This window comes from Amycolatopsis sp. CA-230715 (assembly GCF_018736145.1).
In the GTDB taxonomy this organism is placed as follows: domain Bacteria; phylum Actinomycetota; class Actinomycetes; order Mycobacteriales; family Pseudonocardiaceae; genus Amycolatopsis.
The window spans coordinates 73,701-98,128 of sequence record NZ_CP059997.1 but is presented as its reverse complement, the minus strand read 5'-3'; the positions used below and the strand labels follow the sequence as shown (position 1 = coordinate 98,128).

Genomic DNA, 24,428 nt, shown 5'->3' with positions numbered 1-24,428 from the left:
TGCTTGTCACGATCGTGGTCACCCGAGGAGGAGGTAAGGCATGACCGGCACGCTCGTTGTCGTCGGACACGGCATGGTCGCCCACCGGCTGGTGGAGGCCGTGCGCGCCGAGGACGCCGATGCGCGGTGGCGGATCGTCGTCCTCGCCGAGGAACACCGGCCCGCTTACGACCGCGTGGCCCTGACGTCCTATGTGGACGGATGGGACGCCGCGGCGCTCGCGCTGCCCGGTGCGGAGTACGCGGACGACCCCGCGGTCGAACTGCGGCTCGGCGACCCGGTGACGGCGGTGGACCGGGACGCCCGGACGGTGACCACCGGGTCCGGGTTCGTGCAGCACTACGACCACCTCGTGCTGGCCACCGGTTCGCGGCCGTTCGTGCCGCCGGTGCCCGGCCGCGAACTGCCCGGCTGCTTCGTCTACCGCACGATCGAAGACCTCGACGCGATCAGGGCCGCGGCCGAGAAGTCCGGGCGCGGGCGCCGGTCGGCGATGGTGGTCGGCGGCGGGCTGCTCGGCCTGGAGGCGGCGAAGGCGTTGCGGGACATGGGTCTTTCGCCGCACGTGGTCGAGATGGGCCCGCGCCTGATGCCGCTGCAGGTCGACGAGGGCGGTGGCGGCCTGCTGCGCAGGCTCATCACCGCGCTCGACGTGACCGTCCACACGGGAACGTCGACCTCGTCGATCGAAGCGGACGGCGACCGGCTGCTCGCCACCCTCGGCAACGGCACCGAGCTGGATCTCGACCTCGTGGTGTTCTCCGCGGGCGTTCGTCCTCGCGACGACCTCGCCCGGGACTGCGGGCTGGAGACGGGCGAGCGCGGCGGCGTGCTCGTCGACAACACGTGCCGCACCTCGGATCCCGCGGTGTCCGCGATCGGGGAGTGCGCGGCCGTGGAAGGCCGCGTCTACGGGATCGTCGCGCCAGGCTACGCGATGGCGGAGATCGTGGCGGCCGGGCTCACCGGCGGCGAAGCCGATTTCCCCGAGCCGGACACCTCCACGAAGCTCAAGCTCCTCGGCGTCGACGTCGCCAGCTTCGGCGACGCGCACGGCACGACCGAAGGCGCGCTGGAGGTCGTGGTCAACGACGCGGTGGCGGGTTCGTACCGCAAGCTCGTCGTCTCCGACGACTCCCGGACGCTGCTCGGCGGCGTGCTGGTCGGCGACGCGAGCGACTACACCACGTTGCGGGCGCTCGTGGGCAGGCCGCTGCCCGCGGATCCCGGTGCCATCCTCGCCCCTAGCGGCGGCGCGGCGGCGGTCGGCGTGGACGCGCTGCCGGAATCGGCGCAGATCTGTTCGTGCAACGGCGTCAGCAAGGGCGACATCACCGCCGCGATCACCGAGGGATCCGCCGACTCGGTGCCGAAGATCAAGGCGTGCACCAAGGCGGGCACCTCGTGCGGCTCGTGCGTCCCGATGCTGGGCAAGCTGCTCGCCTCGTGCGGCGTCGAGCAGTCCAAGGCGTTGTGCGAGCACTTCGCGCAGTCGCGCGCGGAACTGTTCGAGATCATCCGCGCGACCAGGATCGGCACCTTCAGCGAGGTGATCGAGCGGCACGGCACCGGCACCGGGTGCGCGGTGTGCAAGCCCGCGGTCGCCTCGATCCTGGCGACGCTGGGCAACGGGCACATCCTCGGCGGGGAGCAGGCGACCCTGCAGGACACCAACGACCGGTTCCTGGCGAACATGCAGCGCAACGGGACCTACTCGGTGGTGCCGAGGGTCCCCGGCGGCGAGATCACCCCGGACAAGCTCATCGTGCTCGGCGAGGTGGCGAAGGAGTTCGGGCTGTACACGAAGATCACCGGCGGTCAGCGCATCGACCTGTTCGGCGCCACCGTCGACCAGCTCCCGTTCGTGTGGCGGCGGCTGGTGGACGCCGGGTTCGAATCCGGGCACGCTTACGGGAAGGCGCTGCGCACGGTGAAGTCGTGCGTCGGCTCGACGTGGTGCCGCTACGGCGTGCAGGACAGCGTCGGCCTCGCGGTGGAGCTGGAGCTGCGTTACCGCGGCCTGCGCTCACCGCACAAGCTCAAGGCCGGGGTGTCCGGCTGCGCGCGGGAATGCGCGGAGGCCCGTGGCAAGGACTTCGGCGTGATCGCCACCGAGCACGGCTGGAACCTCTACGTCGGCGGCAACGGCGGCGCCACACCGAGGCACGCCGAGCTGCTGGTGTCCGATGTGGACCACGACGAGCTGGTGCGGATCATCGACAGGTACCTGATGTTCTACGTGCGCACCGCCGACCGGCTGCAGCGCACCGCGCCGTGGATCGAGGAACTCGAAGGCGGCCTCGAACACCTGCGCGCGGTGATCGTGGACGACAGCCTCGGCATCTGCGCGGACTTGGAGGCGGCCATGGCCGAGCACATCGGCAACTACGCGGACGAATGGCGGGGTGTGCTGGAGGACCCGGACAAGCTCGCGCGGTTCACCTCGTTCGTCAACGCGCCGGGGACACCGGATCCGACCATCGCGTTCAAGGTGGAGCGCGAGCAGCGGGTGCCGGTCCTGCTCGGCGTGCCGGAGGTGGCGGCGCGATGACCGTGCTCACCGAGGCCCGCGGCCTGACCTGGATCGAAGTGTGCCCGCTCGAAGCGGTGCCGGCCGGCGGCGGCGTCGCCGCGCTGCTGCCGGACGGGAGCCAGGTCGCGGTGTTCCGCACCGCCGAAGGTGTCCTGTTCGGACTGTCGCATGTGGACCCGTGCAGCGGGGCGGCGGTGCTCGCGCGCGGCATCGTCGGCGACGCGGGTGGCGTGCCGGTGGTGGCTTCGCCGGTCTACAAGGAGCGGTTCGACCTGCGCACCGGTGAATGCCTCGACGCCGAAGGGGTGCGCGTGCGCACCTACCCGGTCCGGGTGGCCGACGGCTTGGTGCACGTGGGATCGGCGTGATGGACGGCCCGTTGCCGCTGGCCGGGTTCGTGGCGGGGATCACCGCGGCCCGCCGTGCCGACGAGCTCGGCGCGCTGCTGGTGCGCAAGGGCGCGACCGTCCGGTACGGGCCTGCCATCCGCATCGTGCCGCTGTCCGACGACACCGAGCTCTACTCGGCCACCCGCCGCCTGCTCGACGAACCGGCCGACGTCGTGGTGGCCACGACCGGGATCGGGTTCCGCGGCTGGATGGAGGCGGCCGAGGGCTGGGGGCTCGGCGAGGCGCTGCTGTCCAAGCTGGGGACCACCGCGGTGCTCGCGCGCGGCCCGAAGGCGAAGGGCGCGGTACGGGCGGCGGGGCTGTCGGAGGCGTACTCACCCCGTTCGGAAAGCAACGCCGAGGTGCTCCAGCACCTTCTCGAGTCCGGTGTGGACGGTCAGCGGATCGCGGTGCAGCTGCACGGCGAGCCGTTGCCGTACTTCGTGGACACGTTGCGGGAGGCGGGTGCCGAGGTGATCGAGGTTCCGGTGTACCGCTGGGTCGGGCCGACCGACCCCGGCCCGCTCGACCGGCTGCTCGACGCGGTGCTCGACGGCACCGTCGACGCGATGCCGTTCACCAGCGCGCCCGCCGCGGTCAGCACGCTCACGGTCGCGCGCCGCAGCGGGCGGTTGCCCGCGCTCGTCGACGCGCTGACCCACCGGGTGCTCGTCGCGTGCGTCGGCCCGATCACCGCCGGACCCCTCGCGGCGCTGGGCATCCCGACCGTGCAGCCGGACCGCTCGCGCATCGGCGCGCTCGCCAGGACGGTCTCGCAGGCGCTGATGGACCGGTCGCCGCGGTTGTACGCGGCGGGCCGGACGCTCGAACTGCGCGGGCAAGCCGCGCTCGTGGACGGTGAACTGCGGGAGGTCGCGCCCGCGCCGATGGCCGTGCTGCGCGCGCTCGCGGTGAAGCCCGGCCACGTGGTGTCGCGGCGCGAGCTGACGATGGCGCTTCCCGGCGGCGGCGAGGAACACGCGGTGGAGACCGCGATCGGCAGGCTCCGCACCTCGCTCGGGGAAGGACGGCTCGTGCAGACCGTGGTGAAGCGCGGTTACCGGCTCGCGGTGAAGGAGGAAGGCTCGTGATCGTGCTCGCCGCGCACGGCACCAGGGACCCGGCGGGTGCGGTGGTCGTGGCGGAACTGGCCGGACTGGTGCGCTCGCGCGGGGTCCCGGTGCGGGTGGCCTACGCCGACGTCCGCGAGCCGGACGTGACCACCGTTCTGGACTCGCTCGGCGGCCGTCCCGCGGTGGTGGTGCCCGCGTTCCTCGCGGCGGGTTACCACGTGCGCGCCGACATCCCGGCGCAGGTCGCGGCGAGCGGGCATCCCGCGGTGACCGTGGCCGCCCCCCTCGGCCCCGCCGCCGAACTGCTCGACGTGGCGTGCCTCCGGCTGCGGGCCGCCGGGTACCGCCAGGGCGACACCGTGCTGCTGGCCGCGGCGGGATCGAGCGACGACCGCGCGCTGGCCGACGTCCGCCGCGCCGCGCGGGCGATGGCGGCGAGGCTGGAGACCCCGGTGCGGATCGGGTACGCGGCCACCGCGAGCCCGACGGTGGCTGAAGTGGCGGAGGTGGCGCGGGAAGCGGGCGGCCGGGTCGCGGTGGCGTCCTGGCTGCTGGCACCGGGACTGTTCCAGCGCCGGGTCCAGGACTCGGGCGCCGACGTCGTCGCGGACCCGCTCGGCGCGCATCCGCGCGTGGCCGATCTGGTGCTGCGGCGCTACTTCACCGCACTCGCCGACGCGGCGTAGGCGGCCTGGCCGGTGCCCCGAAGGATGCTCCTATAGATGTCAAGGGGTGGCCCTCAGCGGTTCCCGCGCCGCGAACTTCGCTCTGGTAAGGGCTTCTGCCGCCCCGGCGGGGATCCGCAGGGTGCCCCGAAGGTGGCTTTCGGGGACTTGAGCGCCCCGAAGGCCACCTTCGGGGCATCAGCAGCCCCGCCCGCGCGCCCGCGAGGGCCGGGAAAGTGGCGCTAGAGTCCCCGAGGGTGGCCTTCGGGGAGTAAGCGGAGCCGCCCTGCCACCGATTTCGCGGCACACGTGCACCCGCCATAACCGATGCTTTCAAGGACATCAGCGCCCCGCTGAAATCCGCGTGGAGTCAGGAGGTTCGCAGGAAATCGGTGACTTCGCGTTGGACGGTTTCCGCTTCGGGGTGGGCGTAGAGGCACAGGTGGGTGCCTGCCTCGACGGTGCGCAGCCGCGCGCCGGGGATCGCGGCCGCCGCGTGGGCACCGTGGTCCGGCGGGACATCGGTGTCGGCGTCGCCGTGCACGATGAGCGTGGGCGCCGCGATCGAGCCGAGGTCGTGCGGATCGAAGGCCGCGAACTGCTCGAAGTCGTTGTCACAGCCCGCTTTCCGGGCTCCGGTCCGCGCGGTCGTCGGGATGAGGGAGAGCAGGAAGGCGCGCTGGGCCGGGTCGGCGAGGACCGCGTTCGCCTGCGCGCGCAGCTGGTCGCGGGAGAGGTTTCCCTCGTTGTCCAGCGCGCCGGTGACGTAGGCCCTTGGCAGCAGGGCGCCCGCCGTGCGGAGCAGCCACTGACCCACGCCGGTGCCGAACAGCACCCGGTCGAGCAGCGGCGCGGGAGGTTCGGCGAAGCCCTTGCTGAGCGCGGCGAAGGCCACGAGCGCCCGCACGCGGCCGGGGTGGCGCGCCGCGATCCGGTAGCCGACCGGACCGCCGCCCGACCAGGAAAGGAGCGCGGCGCGGTCGATGCCGAGCTCGTCGAGCAGCGCGACGAGCAGATCGGCCTGCTCGTCGACCGTGCGCCGCGCGCCGAGTTCGGTGCCGAGGTAGCCCGGCCTGGACACCAGGATCGGCGAAAACTCCGGACGGGGCAGGAACCCCGCCATCAGCCCGGCGGCGTCCACACCGCCGGGAGTGCCGTGCAGGACCAGCACGGGAAGCCCGTCACCTTCGCGGGCGCACTCGATCGGCCCGAGGCGGGTCCGCACGACATCGCTGCGCATCGCGGAATCCTACCGCGTTCCACAGTGGACGGACGGCGGTAGTCCCGTGGGCTGACCGGGGTTCAGGGACGGTTCAGGGTCGTTACCGGATGTCGCCGTCGCGCGCGCCGGGTCACGCTGGCGGCATGAGAACACTCTTCGCGGTGCCCGCCCTCGCGCTCGCCGTGATGGCCACGGCCCCCGCGCTCCCCGTCGAAGCGGCGCGGGACACCGTGCGTCTCGCACTGCCGCGCCCGACCGGGTTGCTGCCCGTTGGCACCACTTCCTTCGCACTGCGCGACGACGCCCGCGCGGATCCGTGGGTGCCGGGCGAACGGCGGCACCTGATGGTGACGATGTGGTACCCGGCGCGCGAACGCACCGGGACGGCGGCGCCGTACCTGAGCCGGGCCGAATCGGCCGCGCTGACCGCCGAGTTCGGTGTCACGCCGCCGGACGTGCTCACGCACGTCCGCACGAACTCCCTGGTGGACGCCAGGCCGCTCGGCTGGCGCGCGCCGCTCGTCGTCCTCTCGCCGGGGTTCAGGATGCCGCGGGCGACCCTGTCCTCGCTCGCGGAGGAACTCGCGAGCCGGGGCTACGTGGTGGCCGGGATCGGGCACGACCACGAGGCCGTCGCCACCACGTTCCCGGACGGGCGCACCACCGGCTGCGACGCCTGCGCGCACCCCGATCCGGACCGGATCTCGGCCGGTCGCGCCGCCGACGTCTCGTTCGTCCTCGACCGGCTCACCGGCCCGCGCCCGGTGTGGGGCGGCGGAAAGCTCATCGACGCCGGGCGGATCGCGCTGGCCGGGCATTCGGCGGGCGGCAACACCGTGGTCCCCGCGATGCGCGCGGACCCGAGGATCGCCGCCGGGGTGACCATGGACGGGATCTCCGGGGTTTCGGCGGTGGGCACGGATCGCCCGTACCTGATGCTGGGCGCCCCGGAAAACGCGCCGGGGTCACCGTTCTGGGACCGGGCGTGGTCGGCGTCCACGGGCTGGAAGCGCTGGCTCACCTTCGACGGCGCGCAGCACTATTCGTTCAGCGACGCCGTCCTGCTCGCCGACCAGCTCGACGGCGACCCGAACGAGGCGCTGCCCGGCGCGCGGGGCGTCGAACTCATGCGCGCCTACGTCGGCGCCTTCGCCGACCGCCACCTGCGCGGGTGCCCGGAACCGCTGTTCGACGGCCCGTCGGCCCGCTACCCCGAGGCGCGGTACTGGCGTCCGTGAACGCTCAAGCGGCGCGGTGCCGCCCCGCCGGGCGGCGCCGCGACCGGCGGTCCGGCTCGGCGGCTTCGGCGGTGTCCAGCAGCGCCAGCGCCCCGTGCGTGGTGACGGTGGGTTCCCCGGTGTGCTCGGCGTCGGCGAGGACGGGGCCGGGCGAAGGGTCCGCGCGGTGCGCCCGGTGCACCGCGACGAGCAGCACCAGCCCGAGCACGACGAACCCGTGCGAGGCCAGCCGTTCCGGGGTGACCCGGTCGCCGACCACGTCGACCACCGAGATGACCGTGAGCACCAGCACGAAGCCGCCGATGAGCGGGAGCTGCCCGCCCGCCGCCTTGGTGCGCAGCGCCGCCCACAGCAGGCCGATGCCGACCGCGAGGTTCCAGGCCGCGCCCTCGTTGATCAGGTGGCCGTCCAGCACGCCGAGGTGCCCGCCGTGCGCGCCGGTGCTCATGCCCAGGAGCTGGGCGAAGGCGAGCGCGCACTGGACGAGCGCGACCAGCCCGAGCGCCATCCGCAGGCCCCACTTCTCGCGGGGTGGTGGCGGCGAGTTCTCCAGGATCACCGCGGTCAGATCGGGCACCGCGGGCGCGGCGCGCAGCAGCATCGAACGCCGGAGCGCCACGCTGTCGTCGTACCAGCGGCGGCACGCTGCGCAGGCGTCGAGGTGCTGGTCCACCTTCTCCGCGGGCAGCGGTCCTGATTCGCCGTCGATCCTGGCCGACAGCGCTTCGCGGAAGAGTTCACAGCTCACCATCAGGTAGTCGGACCGGCGGGCCCGGCGGTTCCCGGCACCGCGATGTACTACCGTCGGGTGCGTGCCCCACGACCGGCTGACCGACGAGCGGACCACCGACCTCGCGCTGGCCGCCGCCCGCGGCGACCGCCCGGCGCTGGAGGCCTGGGTGCGCGCGACCCAGGCGGACGTGTGGCGCTTCCTCGCCCACCGCACGAACCCGGCACTCGCCGACGACCTCACCCAGGAGACCTACCTCCGCGCGTTCGGATCGCTGTCGCGCTTCGCCGGGCGGTCGTCGTCGCGGACCTGGCTGCTGTCCATCGCGCGCCGCGTCGTGGTCGACCAGATCCGGGCCGCCTCGTCGCGGCCGAAGGTCGCCGACGCCGACTGGGAGAGCGCGGCCGAGGGCATGGCGGCGCGCGATCGCGGCACCGCGGGGTTCGAGGACATGATCGAACTGGGCGCCCTGCTGGACACGCTCGACGACGACCGGCGCGAGGCGCTCGTGCTCACGCAGTTCCTCGGGCTTTCCTACGCCGAGGCGGCCGAGGTTTCGGGGTGCCCGGTCGGCACCGTGCGGTCCCGGGTTTCGCGCGCTCGCGAAGACCTGTTGCGGGCACGGGACGAACGCGACGACACCGCGATCTGAGCGTCAGGCTTCCGCCACGACGCGGCCGAGCGCGGCGATCCCGTCGCCGATCTCGGTCGGCGTCCGCGCCGCGTATCCGAGCACCAGTCCCGGTTTAGAGGGCAGCTGGGCGTGCCAGGACAGCGGCTGCGCCTTGACCCCGCGCGCCAGCGCCCGCGCCGCGAGGTCCACATCGGACAGATCGGTGTCGAAGGTGACCATCAGATGCAGGCCGGCCGCGGCGCCGTGCACGGTCGCGCCGGGAAGGAACGCGCCGATCGCTTCGATCATCGCGTCGCGGCGGCGCCGGTTCCGCCTGCGCGCGAACCGCAGCTGCCGCTCCATCTCGCCGGAGTCCATCAGCCTCGCCAGCACCAGTTGCGCCAGCACGGGGTTGCCGAGATCGGCGTAGCGCTTCGCGGCGACGATCGCGTCGTGGTACCGCGTGGGCGCGAGCACCCAGCCGACGCGCAGCGCCGGTGCGAGCCACTTCGACACGCTGCCCGCGTAGCAGACCTGTTCGGGGAGCATTTCCCGCAGTGCGGGCACCGGCGGCCGGTCGTAGCGGTGTTCGGCATCGTAGTCGTCCTCGACCACCATCCCGCCCTCGGCCGCCCAGCGCATGAGCTCGCGCCGCCGCTCGCCGTCGAGCACGGCACCGGTGGGGAACTGGTGCGCGGGGGTGAGCAGGACGGCGGACGCCCCGTTCGCCCGCAGGGCGTCCACGACGAGGCCGCCGTCGTCGACCGGAACGGGCGGGGTTTCCAGCCCCCAGTGCGCGAGGTGCTGGCGCGCGCCGAGCGAGCTGGGGTCCTCCACCGCCATCGCGGTGCGCCCGTCGGCGCGCAGCACCTGCGCGAACAGCCCGAGCGCCTGCGAGACCCCCGCGGTCACGATCACCTCGTCGGGATCGGCCCTGATGCCGCGGTTGCGGGCGAGCCAGGTGGCGATCGCCAGCCGGAGCGCCGGCGCGCCGCGGGGATCGCCGTAGCCGAAGTGGGCGGCCGAAAGCTCGTTCAGCACGGCGCGTTCCGCCCGCAGCCACGACGTGCGCGGGAACGCGCCCAGATCGGGGACACCGGGGGAGAGGTCGATCCTCGCCGGTGCCGCGCGCAGCGTGTCGAACACCTCGATCCCGGGATCGGCGGGGAAGACCGAGGGCGTGCCGTCGCGCCGCGCGGCCGCCGCGCCGGGCTCGGCGGTGGTCGCCACCGGGGCGGCCACGACGACGGTGCCGCCCCGCCCGCGCCCTGCCGCGTGCCCGTCTTCGATCAGGCGCCGGTACGCCTCGGTGACGACACCGCGCGACACGTCCAGCTCGGCGGCGAGGGTGCGGGTGGCCGGGAGCCTGCTGCCGACCGGGAGCCTGCCGTCGGAGACCGCGAGCCGCAGCCGCCCGGCCAGCCAGTCGGACAGGCCGCCCGCGGGCGCCTGCCGCACGTCGAGCTGGAGGAAGTCCGAGCCCGGAGTTATGGACCTTTGAACCGTGTCACCGTTGGACCTGTTCATCGGACCAGTGTGGCAGGAAGGTGGGCGGTATGGCTCCCTTTTTCCTGCGGCACGACGACGCGGTCTGGGCCGCCCACCCGGGGCTGCGCGCGGTGGCCGTGGTCGTCGACGACGTGCTCGGCCTCGGTGACACGACAGCGCGCCAGGAAGCGTTGCGCCCCGGTGTCGACGCCAGGGTCGCCGAGCGCGCCGAGTCCGAGATGTCCGAGATCGCCGCGTGGCGCGACGCCTTCGCGAAGATGGGCCTCAAACCGACCCAGTACCGGTGCGCGTCCGAGGCCCTGCTCCGCCGGTACCGCAAGCACGGCGGGATGCCCGCGCGACACCCGCTCGTCGACTACCTGAACTTCGTCTCGATGCGGTTCGCGATCCCGGTCGCCGCGCTCGACGTCGACCGGATCGCGGGCGGGCTGGCGATCCGGCCCGCGCACGGCACCGAGAAGTACGAGACCTTCCAGGGCACCGCGGAACACCCGGCGCCGGGCGAAATCGTCTACGTCGACGAAGACGGCCACGCGCACTCCCGGCGCTGGGCGTTCCGGCAGAGCGCGCGTTCGGTCGTCACGGACCGGACCGATCGGGTGCTCGTCGTCGCGGAAGCCTTGCACGACACCGCGTCCGAGGATCTCGGCGCGCTGGCACGCGAGCTGGCCGACGGCCTCGGTGTCCACTGTGGACAATCGATGCGCATCGCGCCGGACGCGCGGCGGTTCGACTTCGGCTTCGACTTTGACGGAGTGCGTTCATGAGCATCGAGTTCCTGGTGACCGCGCTGATCGTCACGGTGTCGCCCGGTACCGGGGTCCTCTACACCCTCGCTGCCGGGCTGTCCCGTGGCTGGCGCGCGAGCGTCGTGGCGGCGCTCGGCTGCACGATCGGGATCGTCCCGCACCTGGCCGCCACCGTGCTCGGCCTCGCCGCGCTGCTGCACACCAGCCCCGTGGTGTTCGACGTCCTCAAGTACGCCGGGGTGGCCTACCTGCTCTACGTCGCGTGGGGCACGCTCACCGAACGCGGCGCGCTGCAGGTCGACGAGGCGGCAAGCCCGCCGTCGCCGGTCCGGATCGCGGGCACCGCCGTGCTGGTGAACATCCTCAACCCCAAGCTGTCGATCTTCTTCCTGGCGTTCCTGCCGCAGTTCGTCGCCGCGGCGGACCCGGCGCCGGTCGCGCGCATGCTCGAACTCGGCGCGGTGTTCATGGCGCTGACGTTCGTGGTGTTCGCGGGCTACGGGCTGGTCGCCGCCGCGGTGCGGGACAAGGTGCTCTCGCGGCCGTCGGTGCTCAGGTGGATGCGGCGCACCTTCGCGGGCGCGTTCGTGGCGCTGGGGGTGAAGCTCGCGTTCACCAGCCTCTGATCCCGACTGAGCGGGCGCTCACTCAATGTCACGGCCGAGTCCCGATCGGGTCGGTTCGGGCACGGTCGCGGGCCTCTCTCGCTAACTGTTCACCTACGGCCTGTCATCCGGTTACGCTGACCGGGTACCCGCTCGCGAACCGCGGGCGAGGAGGCCCTGGCCGATCCGGACCAGGCGCGCGGTGAACGGGCACGGCGGGAGTGCGGGAATGACGCGAAGGTCACCGACGGTGGCGAGCGAGGGCTGAGCACTGGTGGACCAGGAGATGGACTTCCGGGTTCTCGGGCCGTGGGAGGTCACCGCACCCGACGGCCCGGTGTCGGTGCCGTCGGGTCACCTGCGGGTGCTGCTGGCCGCCTTCCTGATGTCGGGTGGCAGGCCGATGCGGATCGACGCGCTGGCCGAACGGCTGTGGACCGAGCAGCTGCCCGCCGACGCCAGGGGCACGCTGGCCACCTACGTCTCCCGCCTGCGCAGGCTGCTGGGCAACGAGCGGATCCTGACCTGCTCGGGCATCGGCTACCGGATCGACCTGCCCACCGGCGCCGTCGACCTGTTCCGGTTCCGCGACGCGCTCGACCGCGCGCGCAAGGCCTCGTCCGTCGACGAGGAGCTCGCGCTGCTGCGCGAAGCGCTCGGGCTCTGGCGCGGGCAGCCGTTCACCGGCGTGGACTCCACCTGGATCGACCGCGACGTGGTCCCGAAGCTGACCGAAGAGTGGTTCACCGCGACCGAGCGCCGGGTCGACCTCGAACTGGCGCAGGGCCGCTCCGGCGCGCTCGTCGCCGAGCTGTGGGACCTGACGAACACCTACCCGTTGCGCGAGTCGCTGTGGTTCCGGCTGATCACCGCGCTGCACCGGTCCGGGCGCCGCGCCGACGCGCTCGCCGCCTACCAGCGGGTGCGTGCGCTGCTCGGTGACGAGCTCGGGATCGACCCCGGTGACGAGCTGCAGCGGCTCCACCACGCGGTACTCGTCGACGGCACGGTCTCGCAGCCTTCGCCGCCGAAGGGGGAGACCGGGACGGGGCCGCACCAGCTACCGCACGACAACGCCAGGTTCACCGGCAGGGAAAGCGACCTCGAAGCGCTCGACGCCCTGCTCCCCGATAAGTCCACAGTGGACACGTCGCCGATCACGATCGTCGCGATCGACGGGGCGGCCGGCACCGGGAAGACCACGCTCGCGCTGCACTGGGCGCACGGGGTGCGCGACCGCTTCCCCGACGTGCAGCTGTACCTGAACCTGCGCGGGTTCTCCTCCGGCGAACCGGTCAAGGCCGCCGCCGCGCTGGAAAGCCTGCTGCGCTCGCTGGGCGTGTCGAACGAGCACATGCCGGCCGAACTCGACGAGCGCGCCGCCATGCTGCGCAGCAGCCTCGCCGGGAGGCGGGCGCTGATCGTGCTGGACAACGCCCGCGACGCCCAGCAGGTGCGCCCGCTGCTGCCCGGTTCCGGGAGCCTGGTCGTGGTCACCAGTCGGAACCAGCTCCGCCCACTGTCCATTCGGGACGGTGCGCACCGGGTGACGCTGCGCCGCCTCGGCCACGACGAGGCGTTGGCGCTGCTCGCGGTCGGCGTCGGCGCGGACCGGATTCGCGCCGAACCGGCGGCTTCGGCCCGGCTGGTGGACCTGTGCGACCGGTTGCCGCTGGCGCTGGCGATCGTCGCCGAGCGCGCGCAGCGCGCGGGCAGTCTCGCCGAGGTCGTGCACGCGCTCGCCGACGAAGTGGCGAGGCTCGACAACTTCGGCGCCGGCGCGGACGACCCGTACACCGATCTCCGCGCCGCGCTGTCGTGGTCGTACCGCACGCTCGAGCCCGGTGCGGCCGCGGTGTTCCGCAAGCTCGGCCTGTACCCGGCGAACGACATCACGGTGGAGGCCGTCGCGGCGCTCGCCGATCTGCCGGTGCCGCGCGCGAAGCTCGCGCTCGACCAGCTCGTCGCCGCGCACATGGTGGAGCAGCGCCGCCCGGAGCGGTACGAACTGCACGACCTGATCCGGTTGTACGCCACCGACGAGGCGCGGCGGAACGAGAGCCCGGCGGAGGTCGAACCGGCGCTGAACCGCGTCTTCGACTGGTATCTGCACGCCGTGATCAGCGCCGACACGGCGCTGCTTCCACACCGGCGCCGGGCCTTCGTCGAGCCGTACCAGGCGATGCGGCCGGTGCCGTCCTTCGCCGACCACGACGCCGCGATGCGGTGGTTCGAGCAGGAGTACGACTGCCTGCGATCCGCGATCAGCTGGGGTGCGACGCACGGCTGGGGCGCGTACGCCTGGCGGATCGCGATCGGGATGACCTCCTTCCTCGAACGCCGGATCCCGTGGCCGGAAGGCTTGGAATTCCTCGAGCTGGCCTGCCGCGCGGCCCGCGCGGCCGGTGATCGCACCGGGGAGGCCTACACCCTCAACTCGCTGGGCTGCTTCCACCTCGACCAGGCCGAATGGGCGACCGCCCAGCACTACTTCCGCCTCGCGCACGCGTGCTTCCGCGACGTCGGCGACCGCAGGGGCCAGGGCATGGCGATGGGCAACCTCGGCATGGCGCACACCTCGATGGGCGATCCCGAGAACGGGATCCGGTACGGCACCGAGGCGCTGGAGCGCTGCCGCGAGGTCGGGTACAAGCGCGGTATCGCGCTGAACCTCGACAGCGTCGGCATGGCCTACTGCGTCGCGGGCGATCCCGAGCGCGCGATGGAATGCCACCAGCAGGCCAGTGTGCTGTTCACCGAGCTCGCCGATCCCGACGAAGGCCCGCGGAACGACCACAACCTCGGCCGGGCCTACGCCGCGTCCGGCCGCTACCCGAACGCGATCAGGGTGCTCGGGAAGGCGTTGCGCGCGTTCCGGCGGCTCGGCAACCGGCGCTGGGAAGCGATCGTCTACGTCGACCTCGCCAAGACGCTCAACGCCGCGGGGCACCCCGGTCTCGCGCGCGGCTGCTGGGAATCCGCCGTCGTGGTGATGAAGCAGCTCGGCGATCCGCGGGCGCAGGACATCGAGGAGATCATCGAGACCGCGCCGCCCGAGGTGGCGGCCGCCGCACTCGACGTGTTCTCCGGCCAGCCGTTCCCGGTGGGGCCCGCGGCGAGCGGGGGAAAGGCCGCCCGGACCCGCGCGCCGCGGCTGACCGCGGTGCCCGCCACCGAAAACGGTTACCAGGTGCGCGCCTTCCCCGCCTGAGCACCGCTTCCCGCGCGCTGGTGCCGTCGCGCGCACGGGAACAGTTTCCCCGTGGCGAGTTTGTCCTAAGTGGAATGTCTGAAGTGGACGGGTAATCGGGTGGGGTGGCCCCCGATCGCCACCCCACCCGTGGTGTCCGCTGCCCCGAACCGGCGAACGATCACACCTTGACACGACACCTCCGATCCAGTCAACTAGTGTATTAGTTCACTAGAACAATTTGGAGGTGCCGTGGTGGAGTTCCGAGTGGACCGTGCCGGCGGCCTCCCCGCATACCTGCAGCTCGTACGGCAGGTCAAGGAGGCCTTGCGGCTCGGCTGGCTGAGACCGGGGGACCGGCTGCCGACGGTGCGCGACGTGGTCGCCACCAGCGGCGTCAACGCCAACACCGTGCTGAAGGCCTACCGCGAACTGGAGTTCGCCGGGTTGGTCGAGGCCCGCCAGGGGGCGGGCACGTTCGTCAAGGCGGGACTGGGCGCGGTGGACCCCGAGGTGATGGCCGAGCTGCGCGCCGGCCTCGCCGACTGGGTCGCCAAGGCCAGGACCGCGGGGCTGGAGAACGAGGACGTGGACGCCCTGCTCCGGGTCGTCCTCGCCGAAGAAGGGGTGGAAATCGCATGACGACCGCTGTGGCCGATGAGGTCGGCAGCGTGGCCGAGGTCGCGCTGCGGGCGGGTGGCCTCACCAAGCGCTATCGCAGGCTGTTGCCGAAGCGGACCGAACACGTCGCGCTGAACGACTGTTCGTTCGAGCTGCCGAAGGGCAAGGTGGCCGCGTTGATCGGGGCCAACGGCGCCGGGAAGACCACGCTGCTGAGCGTGCTGGCCGGGCTGCTCACCCCGGACGACGGATCGGTGGCCACCGAGGGCCGGGTCGCGTTCGTGGCGCAGGAGAAGCCGGTTTACCGCCACCTCAAGGCACCGGATTTGCTGCGGCTCGTGGCGAAGCTGAACGTGGTGTGGGACGCCGAACGGGCGCACAACTGGCTGACCCGGTTCGAGGTCCCGCTCGACCGCCCGTGCGGCAAGCTCTCCGGCGGTCAGCAGGCCCAGGTCGCGTTCGCGGTCGCCGTGGGCTCCCGCCCCGACGTGCTGCTGCTCGACGAACCGCTGGCCAACCTCGACCCGCTCGTGCGGCGCGAGGTGATGGCGGAACTGCTGACCGAGGTCGACGCGAGCGGCATGACCGTCGTGCTCTCCACGCACGTGGTGGCCGAGCTCGGCGGCGTCGCCGATCACCTGCTGCTGCTCGCGCACGGCGGGCTCGTCGTCGACGGCGACATGGACGAGCTGCTCCAGGCGCACGTGCACTACGTGGGACCGGCCGCCGACGCGCCGCCGGGACCGGGCGAGGTGGTGGAAGCACGGCACCGGGGCAAGCAGTCGACCTTCCTCGTCCGGCTGCCCGAAGGCGAGCCGGTGCCCGCCGTCGCCGCGCCGTGGACGGTGCGCCCGGTGACGCTCGAAGACTTCGTACTGGCGCAGCTCGCCAGGACCAGGAAGGGAGGACGGGCATGACCGCGACCGCTGTCGTGGCCGAACGGTCACCGCGCGCCCGGGTCGGCTGGGGCGATCTGATCGGGGTCACCGCGCGCCAGCACCGGCTGATGCTGGTGGGCACCGGCGTGCTCGTGCTCGCCGCCATCGCGGGGATGCTGTGGGTTTCGGTCGAAGTGGCCGGGCAGGGTGACGCCCGGATCGGCCTGCCAGGGGTCCGGCAGGTCTCGGACGTCGGGGAACTCCTGCTCGCCGGGGTCCTCGGCTTCAGCGGGCTCGTCGCGGTCTTCTGGGCGGCTCCGCTGCTGTCGAAGGAGTACGAGCAGCGGACGCACCTGCTGGTGTGGAGCCAGGACGTGTCCCCGCTGCGCTGGCTTGCGGTCAAGACGACCGTGCTCGCGGCCGTCGCGGTGGCCTTCAGCGTGGCGCTCGGGGTGACCGCGGAGTTCATGATGCACCGCATCCTCGAAATGCCGTCCCAGTACCCGGCGTTCAACCTCTTCCGGTCGCCGTACTTCGACGACGTCGCGCTCACCCAGGCCGCGTACGCGTTGTTCGGCTTCGCGCTCGGGCTCGCGGTGAGCGCGATCTGCCGCCGGACCGTGGTGTCGATGGGGGTCACGGCGGCGCTGTTCGTCGGGGTGCGCGCGGGCATCGAACGGTTCGTGCGCCCGTACTTCCAGAGCCCGGTGCGGCAGACGAGCCCGCTCGGCGTGGAAGGCCCCGCGACGAACGAACTGCCGCCCAACACGCTGACGGTCGACTCCGGTTATCTGGACGGCGCGGGCACCACGATGGACTACCCGCGTTCCTGCAGCGGCTCGTACCGCTCCGCGGGGGAGTACTACTCCTGCTTGCGGCAGAACGGAATCGTGGCGCACTACCGCGATACCCAGCCCCCGGAGCGGCTCGGGTTCTTCCAGCTCGCCGAGTTCGGCCTCTTCGTCGTGCTGGCCGCGGTACTGCTCGTGGTGGCGCTGCGCGTCGTGCGCCGCATGGCGCGCGTCTGAGCGGGTTTCCACGCCCTGAAGGCCACCATCACTGCCCGTGATGGTGGCCTTCAGCGGGAGCGGCCCGTGCGCTTCAGCGGGGGAGCTTGACCACGGTGACGAAGAAGTCGTCGATCTGGCGGACCACTTCGACGAACCGGTCGAAGTCCACCGGCTTGGTGACGTAGGCGTTGGCGTGCAGGTCGTAGCTGCGCAGGATGTCCTCCTCCGCCTCGGAGGTGGTCAGCACCACGACCGGGATGGTGCGCAGGTCCGGCGACGCCTTGATCTCGCTGAGCACCTCGCGCCCGTCCATGCGGGGCAGGTTGAGGTCGAGCAGGATCAGCCCCGGCCTCGGCGCGTCCTCGTACGGCGCTTCCCGGCGGAGGAACTGCAACGCCTCCACGCCGTCCGCGACCACCGACAGGGTGTTCCGGATCTTGTGGTGCTCGAACGCCTCCTTCGTCATCAGGACGTCACCGGGGTCGTCCTCGACGAGCAGGATGTCGATCGGGTCCAGCGATTCGGTCATTCTTCCTCACTTTTCACATGGTCCGCGTTTTCGACGGGCTCCACGGCCTCCGGCTCCTCGAGCGCGGGCAGGGTGAAGCGGAAGCGGGTCCCTTCGGCGGCGGTGGTGTCGAGCCAGATCCGCCCGCCGTGGTACTCGATGATCTTGCGGCACATCGCCAGCCCGATCCCGGTGCCCGGGTAGGCGCTCTTGGCGTGCAGGCGCTGGAAGATCGCGAAGATCCGTTCGGCGTACTCGTCGTCGATGCCGATCCCGTTGTCGGTCACCGAAAACACCCATTCGGCGCCGTCGCGCTCCGCTTCGACGCGCACTTCCGGCGGAGCCTCGCCCCGGAACTTCAGCGCGTTGTTGACGAGGTTCTGCAGCACCGCGGTCAGCAGCGTCGCCTCGCCCCGCACCTCGGGCAGCGCGCCGCGGGTGAGGACGGCACCGGTTTCCTCGACCACGGGATCCAGGTTCGCCAGCGCCTGGTCGAGAAGAGCGCCGGTGTCGACGACGACGTGGTCGCCTGCGCGCCTGCCCACCCGGGAGAACGACAGCAGATCGTTGATCAGGTTCTGCATCCGCTTCGCGCCGTCGACGGCGAACTCGATGTACTGCTCGCCCCGTTCGTCGAGCTGCCCGGAATACCTGCGTTGCAGGAGCTGGCAGAAGCTCGCCACCTTGCGCAGCGGCTCCTGCAGGTCGTGCGAGGCGACGTAGGCGAACTGCTCCAGGTCCGAATTGGACCGTTCCAGCTCGTGCGTGCGCGTGTCGAGCAGTTCGTGCGCGCGCTCCAGTTCCGCGACCTCGCCGAGGATGCGCCGCCGCATCGCCTCCACGTCCTCGGCGAGCTGCCGGACCTCGCGCGGCCCGTCGCCGCGCACCTCCCCGCGCAGGTCGTCCGCCGACACCGCCCTGACCTGCTCGGCCAGCCGGATGACCGGCCGGGTGATGGTGCGCCGGAACCCGAGGTAGACGAGCAGGAACAACAGCAGCACCAGCGCCGCGATGACCACGAGCATGGTGGTGAGGATCGTGTTCGCGTCGGCGAGGCTTTCCCTGGCGGCGTCCCTGGCCGCGGCGAGGTGCCGCTGCTGGGTGTCCAGCGCGGTCCGCACCGCGTCGAAGAGCCCCTTCCCGCGGTCGGCCTGCGGTGGCGGCGCGTCGGGACGCGCTTCGGCGCGCCACGCCTCGGCGGCCCGCTGGACGGCGTCGAGGTCCGCGCCGGCTTCGGTACCCGGTACCGCGCCGAGGCGCCGCAGCTCCGCGACCGCGACCGCCTCCTGCCGCTTGCCCTGTTCGTACGGGGTCAGGAAATCGCCCTGCCCGGTGAGCAGGTAGCCGCGCAGGCCCGTCTCCTGGTTCAGCAGGCCGGTGGACAGCGTGGTGGCCTGCAGCAGCTCGGGACCGGTCTGGTCGACGAGGCGGGTGCGCGCGTCGTCGAAGGTCTTGAGCGCGACACCGCCGCCCACGAGCGCGGCCACCAGGAGCACGGCCTCGGCGAACCCGAGCAGCGTCGCCCACCGCCGCAGCGACCAGCGCCGGACGTGGTCGTCGGTCATCGGCCGCTCCGGTGCGTCAGCATGGCCAGCGCGACGTCGTCGTCGAGCGGGCCGCGGTTGAGGCGCTCCACGGTCGCGATCAGCTCGTCGAGCACCTTGCCGTGCTCGGGCTCCCGGCCGAGTATCCCGAGCACCAGTTTCGCCATTTCCTCGTGGCCGAGCCGTTCGATCCCTTCTTCGACGCGGCCTTCGAAAACGCCGTCGGTGTAGAGCAGCAGCGACCACTCCGGTGGCAGCGGCACTTCGAGCGGCTCCCACCGCGCGTCGTCGACCACCCCGAGCGGAACGCCGAGCCGGTCGTTCGGCAGCAGCTCACCGCCGTCGCCGGTGACCAGCAGCGGCGGCGGGTGCCCGGCGAGGCTCATCCGCAGCGAGCCGCGGTCCGCCGCCACGGTGACCATGCACACGGTGGCGAACACCGAGCGGATCCGCTCGTGCCGCAGCACGCGTTCGACCATGGTCAGCACCTCACCGGAGGCGAGCCCGGCCAGTACCAGCGACCGCCACGCGATCCGCAGCGCCACGCCGAGCGCGGCCTCGTCCGGCCCGTGCCCGCACACGTCCCCGATGATCACGTTGACGGTGCCGTCGGCGAGTTCGACGGCGTCGTAGAAGTCGCCGCCGAGCAGCGACCCGTCGCGGCCGGGGCGGTACCGGGTGGTCAGGGCCAGGTGCGAGTCCGCGAGCAGCGGCGTCGGCAGCAGCCCGCGCTCGAGCCGCGAGTTCTCGTTCGCCAGCAACTGCTGTTCGAGCAGCTGCTGCTCGACCTGCTCGGCCCGTTTGCGCTCGCGTGCGTACCGCAGCGCCTTGATCAGCAGCAGCCCGTCGACCTGGTCCTTGACCAGGTAGTCCTGCGCGCCGGCGGCGACCGCGGCGATCCCGGTCTCCTCGTCGTTGTGCCCGGTCAGCACGACCACCGCGGTACCGGGGGCGTGCCTGCGCACCCTCGTCACCCCGGCGATGCCGACCGCGTCCGGCAGGTTGAGGTCGAGCAGCACGCAGTCGGCCGTGACGGGCGCGCCGACGGCGTCGGCCATGGTGGCGACCCGGTCCAGCGTGATCGGGGCCGCGCTGTCGGCGAGGAACTCTTCGACGAGCAGGGCGTCGCCGTCGTCGTCTTCGACGAGGAGGACGTGCAGGGGCGCGGCTTCGTCCGGCATCACCGGAACCCCCGCTCGCAGTGCGTTCGACAGGACATCCAGCCTTTCCTCTGTGGAGTCCGCTGCCCGGCGTGCCGGGACGGATGAAGAAAGCCCGCGCGTTGCCCCGCGCGGACTGGATGGCTGTTGGCGTCAACCGGGTTTCACCTTAGCGCCGGGCCGGTCGGGGACCTACGCCCGGATCTCCGACATGCCGGTTTCGCGCGCGCCGGGATGGGTAGGCAAGGGCATGACCTCCCCCACGACGGTGCCCAGCATCCGGTTGACCGGCGGGGTGCCGATCCCGCAGTTCGGTTTCGGCGTGTTCGGGATCGAGCCGGACCGGACGGCCGACGCGGTCGCGCTCGCCCTCGACGCGGGTTACCGGCACATCGACACCGCGCAGATGTACCGCAACGAACAGGGCGTCGGGGCCGGTATCAAGAAATCGGGCGTGCCCCGCGAGGAGGTGTTCGTGACGACCAAGCTCGCCAACGACGCCCAGGGCCACGACAACGCCATCACCGCGCTCGAAGGCAGCTTGCGGCGGCTCGGCACGGACTACGTCGACCTGTACCTGATCCACTGGCCGTTGCCCGCCAAGGATCGCTACGTCAAGACGTGGCAGGCGTTCGACGAGATCCTGAAGGCGGGGAAGGCGCGCGCGATCGGCGTGTCGAACTTCTCCCCGGCGCACCTCGACCGGCTCGCCGGGGAGACCGGCGCGGTGCCCTCGGTCAACCAGATCGAGCTGCACCCGTACCTGCAGCAGGCGGAGCTGCGCCGGTACCACGAGGAGCACGGGATCGCGACCGAGGCGTGGAGCCCGATCGCGCAGGGCGAGGTCCTCGGCGACGAGGTGGTCACCCGCATCGCCGCCGCGCACGGCAGGACGGCGGCGCAGGTCGTGCTCCGCTGGCACCTCGCGCTCGGCCACATCGTGTTCCCGAAGTCCTCTTCACCGGAGCGGATCCGCGAGAACATCGACGTGTTCGGCTTCGCACTGTCCGATGAGGACATGCGGGCACTCGGCGGGCTGGACCGCGGCCGCCGCACCGGTCCCGATCCCGAAACCTTCGACGGCTGAACCGGGTTCTGTCGGCCCCCTCTGCTAAACCTGATCGCGGATCAAGGGGGAAGACATGACAGCTCAGGTTTTCCACGAAGAGTTCGGCTCCGGCGTCCCGGTGCTGGCGCTGCACGGCTGGACGCCGGATCACCGGATGATGTCCGGTTGCCTCGAACCGGTGTTCGCCGAGCGGCCCGGCTACCGGCGCCTCTACCCGGACCTGCCGGGGATGGGGAAGTCGCCGGGCGGTTCGGCACGCGGTTCGGACGACCTGCTGGCCGCGGTGTCGTCCTTCGCCGACGAGCACCTCGGCGCGGAGCCGTTCCTGCTCGTCGGCGAGTCCTACGGCGGTTATCTCGCCCGCGCGCTGGTGCGCGAACGGCCGGGCCAGGTGCGGGGGATGGCGCTGATCTGCCCGATCGGCACTGAACCCGAGCACGCGCGGCGCACCCTCCCGCCGCACACCGTGCTCAGGTCGGATCCCGCGCTTATCGCCTCGATGGACGCGGCGGAGGCCGCCGATTTCACCGAGATCGCGGTCGTGCGGTCACCGGAGATCCTGGCCAGGTACCGGGCGGAGGTGGCGCCGGGGCTCGCGCTCGCAGACGAGACGACGCTGGCGCGGGTGCGGGAGAACTACACGCTCTCGGTCCCGCCGGAGAGCGGCCCCGCCTACGAACGCCCGGTCCTCGTGCTGACCGGACGGCAGGACTCGATCACCGGTTACGAGGACCAGTACGCGCTGCTAGGCCACTATCCGAGGGCGTCGTTCGCGGTGCTCGACAGGGCGGGCCACAACCTGCAGCTCGAACAGCCCGCGCTGTTCGGCGCACTGCTGGCCGAGTGGCTCGACAGGGTCGCGGAGAGCGGTTAGCCCGCGGGTGACGGCGGGCGGTCGAATCGCGGTGCGCCGTCCACAGTGGACATTCATGTCCAGTGGCCGCCAGGTACCAACCACCCTGAGGTGAGTTCAAAACCGGAACTTACCTTAGGGTGGTGCGGTCGCGGACGGAAGGAGCGGCCATGAAGTACCGCGAACTCGCCGACGCCGACTGCGCGATCGCCCAGGCGCTCGGTGTCGTCGGCGACTGGTGGACGCTGCTCGTCGTGCGCGACATCGCCGGTGGCCTCACCCGGTTCGATGCCCTGCAGCAGGAACTCGACATCAGCAGGAAGACGCTCACCGAACGGCTCAAGGCGCTGGTGGCCGACGGCGTGGTCGAGAAGGTGCACTACTCGGAGCGCCCGCCGCGGTACGAATACCGCCTGACCGACACCGGCCGCGGCCTGCTGCCGGTGCTCGTCGCGTTGCAGGACTGGGGCACGCGGTTCGTCGCCGGGGACGGCTCGCTCACCGCGACGAGCTCACCGACCTCGGCCGAGGCGAGGCGGGTGCGGGCGCTGGTGGGCACCCGGGTGCCCGCGACGCTCCTGATATCCGACACGGGGGAGCCGATGACGCCCACCGGCCAGGGGTGGTCGGTGCTCTACGCCTTTCCCGGCGCGTTCGCCCCACGGGGGAACCCGCTGCCACCGGGCTGGGGCGACATCCCCGGCGCGCCGGGCTGCACCCTCGAGTCGACGACCTACCGCGACCGCTTCGCCGAGTTCGACGGCAGGGGAGTCACCGTGCGCGGGGTCAGCACGCAACGCCCCGACCAGCTGCGAGCCTTCTCCGAGCACGCCGCGCTCCCGTTCGCGCTGCTGTCCGACTCCGACCTCGCGCTCACCGCGGCGCTGCGCCTGCCCACGTTCCGCGCCGGCGGGGTCGACCGGCTGAAGCGGCTGACGCTGCTGGTCGATCCGGGGCAGGTGATCAGGGCGGTCCAGTTCCCGGTCACCGACCCGGCGGGCTCGGTGGGCGAGGCGCTCGCGCACCTGGACGAACTGGCGTGACGCACCCGCCTGCCGGTGTCCGCTTCGAGCGGAAACGGCTAGGTTGAGCCGAAAAGGGGAGGCGCGCATGACGACCGCGGCAGTCATCGGGGGCGGGATCGCCGGTACCGCGACCGCCATCGCGCTCCTCAAGGCGGGGATCGGCAGCACCGTCTACGAGGCGTACCCGACCGGTGCCGACGACGCGGGCGCGTTCCTCACCCTCATGCACAACGGGATGGACGCGCTCGCCGCGATCGACGCGCACGAGGTCGTCGCCGCCAAGTCGTTCGCCACCAACGAGGTCGAGTTCTCCTACGACGGCGGCGCGCTCCCCGTGCAGCCCATCGGCAGCGCCCGCGAGGACCTGCTGGCCCCGCGCACGATCCGGCGCGCCGATCTCCACCGCGTGCTGCACGACGAGTTCGTCCGCCGCGGCGGAACGATCGCGCACGGCAAACGCCTCGCTTCCTTCGACGGCGGCGTGTGCTTCACCGACGGCACGCGCGCCGAAGCCGATTTCGTGGTCGGCGCCGACGGCATCCACTCCGCCGCACGGCGCCTGATCGACCCGGATGCCCCGGAGCCGAGGTACGCCGGGCTCGCCGTCGTCTACGGGTACGCGCCCGCCGCGCCGCATCCGGCCCCGCCCGCCACCTACCGGATGATCCAGGGCGCCACCGCGTTCTTCGGGTACACGACCGATCCCGGCGGCACCACGTGGTGGTTCGCGCGGCTGCCGGGTGCCGAACTGACCGGTACGCGGGAGACGACGCCCGCGCGGTGGCGGGAGCGCGCGGCCGCGCGGTTCGACGGCGACCGGAACCCCGCCGCCGAGATCATCCGCGCGACGGGTGAGGACGTCTTCGGCGGCAACGCCTACGACGTACCGACCACGCCGCGCTGGTCGTCCGGTGCCGCGGTGCTCGTCGGCGACGCGGCGCACGCGGCGTCACCGGCCGCGGGGCAGGGTGCGTCGATGGCGCTCGAAGACAGCGTCGTGCTGGCGATGTGCCTTCGCGACGAGCCGGCGCGCGTGGACGCGTTCCGGCGGTACGAGGAGATCCGCCGGGCGCGGGTGGAACGGCTGGTCGCGGTCAGCGGGAGCCAGGGCGCTGGCCGGACCACCTCGGAGGAGGCGCGGCGGCGGGAGACCGAGCGCGCGTGGCTGTACGGCCACCATCTCGAATGGAGTTCACCGATTACCGCTTCCCCCCGTTAGCAGGTTCCCGATTCCGAACCCGCCG

Annotated in this window: 22 protein-coding genes; 16 read left to right on the top strand and 6 right to left on the bottom strand. The window is 72.3% G+C overall.

Translation table 11 applies throughout. The annotated features are described in order from the left end of the window. Positions 1-40 precede the first annotated feature (40 nt). Genes nirB through HUW46_RS00445 form a run of 4 tightly spaced genes read left to right on the top strand, consistent with a single transcriptional unit; the run spans position 41 to position 4,681 of the window. Positions 41-2,551, top strand: a complete 2,511-nt coding sequence (gene nirB, locus HUW46_RS00460) for a nitrite reductase large subunit NirB (protein ID WP_215545361.1) — start codon at positions 41-43, stop codon at positions 2,549-2,551. Then, positions 2,548-2,901, top strand: coding sequence for a nitrite reductase small subunit NirD (gene nirD / locus HUW46_RS00455; protein WP_215545360.1), 354 nt, complete (start codon positions 2,548-2,550; stop codon positions 2,899-2,901). Before nirB ends, nirD begins: the two co-directional genes overlap by 4 nt. After that, positions 2,901-4,013, top strand: coding sequence for a uroporphyrinogen-III synthase (locus HUW46_RS00450; protein WP_215545359.1), 1,113 nt, complete (start codon positions 2,901-2,903; stop codon positions 4,011-4,013). Before nirD ends, HUW46_RS00450 begins: the two co-directional genes overlap by 1 nt. Further along, entirely contained in the window at positions 4,010-4,681 is a 672-nt protein-coding gene (locus HUW46_RS00445) for a sirohydrochlorin chelatase (protein ID WP_215545358.1), read from the top strand. The genes HUW46_RS00450 and HUW46_RS00445 overlap by 4 nt, the downstream gene beginning before the upstream one ends. A 349-nt stretch (positions 4,682-5,030) precedes the next feature. On the opposite strand, the gene HUW46_RS00440 is transcribed toward HUW46_RS00445, so the two are convergent. Continuing rightward, positions 5,031-5,900 (bottom strand): alpha/beta fold hydrolase, encoded by an 870-nt coding sequence (locus HUW46_RS00440; protein ID WP_215545357.1) that lies wholly within the window; start codon positions 5,898-5,900, stop codon positions 5,031-5,033. A 125-nt stretch (positions 5,901-6,025) separates the two neighbouring features. On the opposite strand from HUW46_RS00440, the gene HUW46_RS00435 reads away from it, so the two are divergent. Further along, the gene (locus HUW46_RS00435; protein ID WP_215545356.1) at positions 6,026-7,120 is read left to right on the top strand and encodes an alpha/beta hydrolase family protein; all 1,095 of its coding nucleotides are present in this window, start codon (positions 6,026-6,028) and stop codon (positions 7,118-7,120) included. 4 nt (positions 7,121-7,124) lie between these two features. Here the strand turns inward: HUW46_RS00435 and HUW46_RS00430 are convergent, their stop codons facing one another. Continuing rightward, positions 7,125-7,871: a zf-HC2 domain-containing protein gene (locus HUW46_RS00430; protein WP_254125653.1), complete on the bottom strand. Its 747-nt coding sequence runs from the start codon at positions 7,869-7,871 to the stop codon at positions 7,125-7,127. Positions 7,872-7,932: 61 nt separating this feature from the next. Between HUW46_RS00430 and HUW46_RS00425 the strand changes: the two genes are divergently transcribed. Further along, a complete protein-coding gene (locus HUW46_RS00425; RefSeq protein WP_215545355.1) occupies positions 7,933-8,502 on the top strand; it encodes a sigma-70 family RNA polymerase sigma factor in 570 nt (189 codons plus the stop codon). Positions 8,503-8,505: 3 nt separating this feature from the next. Here HUW46_RS00425 and pdxR read toward each other — a convergent pair whose 3' ends face one another. Further along, positions 8,506-9,990 (bottom strand): MocR-like pyridoxine biosynthesis transcription factor PdxR, encoded by a 1,485-nt coding sequence (pdxR, locus tag HUW46_RS00420; protein WP_215545354.1) that lies wholly within the window; start codon positions 9,988-9,990, stop codon positions 8,506-8,508. A gap of 29 nt (positions 9,991-10,019) precedes the next feature. Between pdxR and HUW46_RS00415 the strand changes: the two genes are divergently transcribed. From HUW46_RS00415 to HUW46_RS00390, 6 genes are all read left to right on the top strand, one after another. After that, positions 10,020-10,739 carry a B3/B4 domain-containing protein gene (locus HUW46_RS00415; protein ID WP_215545353.1) on the top strand — a complete coding sequence of 240 codons (720 nt, stop codon included), beginning with the start codon at positions 10,020-10,022 and terminating at the stop codon, positions 10,737-10,739. After that, entirely contained in the window at positions 10,736-11,347 is a 612-nt protein-coding gene (locus HUW46_RS00410) for a LysE family translocator (protein ID WP_215545352.1), read from the top strand. The genes HUW46_RS00415 and HUW46_RS00410 overlap by 4 nt, the downstream gene beginning before the upstream one ends. A 265-nt stretch (positions 11,348-11,612) precedes the next feature. Continuing rightward, the gene (locus HUW46_RS00405; RefSeq protein WP_215545351.1) at positions 11,613-14,537 is read left to right on the top strand and encodes an AfsR/SARP family transcriptional regulator; all 2,925 of its coding nucleotides are present in this window, start codon (positions 11,613-11,615) and stop codon (positions 14,535-14,537) included. Positions 14,538-14,768: 231 nt separating this feature from the next. After that, positions 14,769-15,158, top strand: a complete 390-nt coding sequence (locus tag HUW46_RS00400; RefSeq protein WP_215545350.1) for a GntR family transcriptional regulator — start codon at positions 14,769-14,771, stop codon at positions 15,156-15,158. Continuing rightward, positions 15,155-16,054, top strand: coding sequence for an ATP-binding cassette domain-containing protein (locus HUW46_RS00395; protein ID WP_215545349.1), 900 nt, complete (start codon positions 15,155-15,157; stop codon positions 16,052-16,054). The genes HUW46_RS00400 and HUW46_RS00395 overlap by 4 nt, the downstream gene beginning before the upstream one ends. Then, positions 16,051-17,043: a hypothetical protein gene (locus tag HUW46_RS00390; RefSeq protein WP_215545348.1), complete on the top strand. Its 993-nt coding sequence runs from the start codon at positions 16,051-16,053 to the stop codon at positions 17,041-17,043. The genes HUW46_RS00395 and HUW46_RS00390 overlap by 4 nt, the downstream gene beginning before the upstream one ends. A 73-nt stretch (positions 17,044-17,116) precedes the next feature. On the opposite strand, the gene HUW46_RS00385 is transcribed toward HUW46_RS00390, so the two are convergent. The 3 genes from HUW46_RS00385 to HUW46_RS00375 are packed head-to-tail and all read right to left on the bottom strand — an operon-like array spanning position 17,117 to position 20,258. Further along, positions 17,117-17,554: a response regulator gene (locus tag HUW46_RS00385; RefSeq protein WP_215545347.1), complete on the bottom strand. Its 438-nt coding sequence runs from the start codon at positions 17,552-17,554 to the stop codon at positions 17,117-17,119. Next, positions 17,551-19,098: a sensor histidine kinase gene (locus HUW46_RS00380; RefSeq protein WP_215545346.1), complete on the bottom strand. Its 1,548-nt coding sequence runs from the start codon at positions 19,096-19,098 to the stop codon at positions 17,551-17,553. Before HUW46_RS00380 ends, HUW46_RS00385 begins: the two co-directional genes overlap by 4 nt. Continuing rightward, positions 19,095-20,258 carry a PP2C family protein-serine/threonine phosphatase gene (locus HUW46_RS00375; protein WP_215545345.1) on the bottom strand — a complete coding sequence of 388 codons (1,164 nt, stop codon included), beginning with the start codon at positions 20,256-20,258 and terminating at the stop codon, positions 19,095-19,097. Before HUW46_RS00375 ends, HUW46_RS00380 begins: the two co-directional genes overlap by 4 nt. 229 nt (positions 20,259-20,487) lie before the next feature. On the opposite strand from HUW46_RS00375, the gene HUW46_RS00370 reads away from it, so the two are divergent. From HUW46_RS00370 to HUW46_RS00355, 4 genes are all read left to right on the top strand, one after another. Further along, positions 20,488-21,324, top strand: a complete 837-nt coding sequence (locus tag HUW46_RS00370; protein ID WP_215545344.1) for an aldo/keto reductase — start codon at positions 20,488-20,490, stop codon at positions 21,322-21,324. Between the two features lie 55 nt (positions 21,325-21,379). Further along, a complete protein-coding gene (locus HUW46_RS00365) occupies positions 21,380-22,180 on the top strand; it encodes an alpha/beta fold hydrolase (protein ID WP_215545343.1) in 801 nt (266 codons plus the stop codon). Positions 22,181-22,329: 149 nt separating this feature from the next. Then, a complete protein-coding gene (locus tag HUW46_RS00360; RefSeq protein WP_215545342.1) occupies positions 22,330-23,202 on the top strand; it encodes a winged helix-turn-helix transcriptional regulator in 873 nt (290 codons plus the stop codon). 67 nt (positions 23,203-23,269) lie between these two features. Beyond that, a complete protein-coding gene (locus HUW46_RS00355) occupies positions 23,270-24,403 on the top strand; it encodes an FAD-dependent oxidoreductase (protein ID WP_215545341.1) in 1,134 nt (377 codons plus the stop codon). Positions 24,404-24,428 lie beyond the last annotated feature (25 nt).

Bases quoted from the DNA above. Each gene is read 5' to 3' on its own strand.
- HUW46_RS00375 (WP_215545345.1), bottom strand. From the start codon at position 20,258: ATGCCGGACGAAGCCGCGCCCCTGCACGTCCTCCTCGTCGAAGACGAC.
- HUW46_RS00370 (WP_215545344.1), top strand. From the start codon at position 20,488: ATGACCTCCCCCACGACGGTGCCCAGCATCCGGTTGACCGGCGGGGTG.
- HUW46_RS00430 (WP_254125653.1), bottom strand. From the start codon at position 7,871: ATGGTGAGCTGTGAACTCTTCCGCGAAGCGCTGTCGGCCAGGATCGAC.
- HUW46_RS00440 (WP_215545357.1), bottom strand. From the start codon at position 5,900: ATGCGCAGCGATGTCGTGCGGACCCGCCTCGGGCCGATCGAGTGCGCC.
- HUW46_RS00395 (WP_215545349.1), top strand. From the start codon at position 15,155: ATGACGACCGCTGTGGCCGATGAGGTCGGCAGCGTGGCCGAGGTCGCG.
- HUW46_RS00365 (WP_215545343.1), top strand. From the start codon at position 21,380: ATGACAGCTCAGGTTTTCCACGAAGAGTTCGGCTCCGGCGTCCCGGTG.
- HUW46_RS00355 (WP_215545341.1), top strand. From the start codon at position 23,270: ATGACGACCGCGGCAGTCATCGGGGGCGGGATCGCCGGTACCGCGACC.
- HUW46_RS00405 (WP_215545351.1), top strand. From the start codon at position 11,613: ATGGACTTCCGGGTTCTCGGGCCGTGGGAGGTCACCGCACCCGACGGC.
- HUW46_RS00450 (WP_215545359.1), top strand. From the start codon at position 2,901: ATGGACGGCCCGTTGCCGCTGGCCGGGTTCGTGGCGGGGATCACCGCG.
- HUW46_RS00385 (WP_215545347.1), bottom strand. From the start codon at position 17,554: ATGACCGAATCGCTGGACCCGATCGACATCCTGCTCGTCGAGGACGAC.
- nirB (WP_215545361.1), top strand. From the start codon at position 41: ATGACCGGCACGCTCGTTGTCGTCGGACACGGCATGGTCGCCCACCGG.
- HUW46_RS00360 (WP_215545342.1), top strand. From the start codon at position 22,330: ATGAAGTACCGCGAACTCGCCGACGCCGACTGCGCGATCGCCCAGGCG.
- nirD (WP_215545360.1), top strand. From the start codon at position 2,548: ATGACCGTGCTCACCGAGGCCCGCGGCCTGACCTGGATCGAAGTGTGC.
- HUW46_RS00380 (WP_215545346.1), bottom strand. From the start codon at position 19,098: ATGACCGACGACCACGTCCGGCGCTGGTCGCTGCGGCGGTGGGCGACG.
- HUW46_RS00415 (WP_215545353.1), top strand. From the start codon at position 10,020: ATGGCTCCCTTTTTCCTGCGGCACGACGACGCGGTCTGGGCCGCCCAC.
- HUW46_RS00410 (WP_215545352.1), top strand. From the start codon at position 10,736: ATGAGCATCGAGTTCCTGGTGACCGCGCTGATCGTCACGGTGTCGCCC.
- HUW46_RS00390 (WP_215545348.1), top strand. From the start codon at position 16,051: ATGACCGCGACCGCTGTCGTGGCCGAACGGTCACCGCGCGCCCGGGTC.
- pdxR (WP_215545354.1), bottom strand. From the start codon at position 9,990: ATGAACAGGTCCAACGGTGACACGGTTCAAAGGTCCATAACTCCGGGC.
- HUW46_RS00435 (WP_215545356.1), top strand. From the start codon at position 6,026: ATGAGAACACTCTTCGCGGTGCCCGCCCTCGCGCTCGCCGTGATGGCC.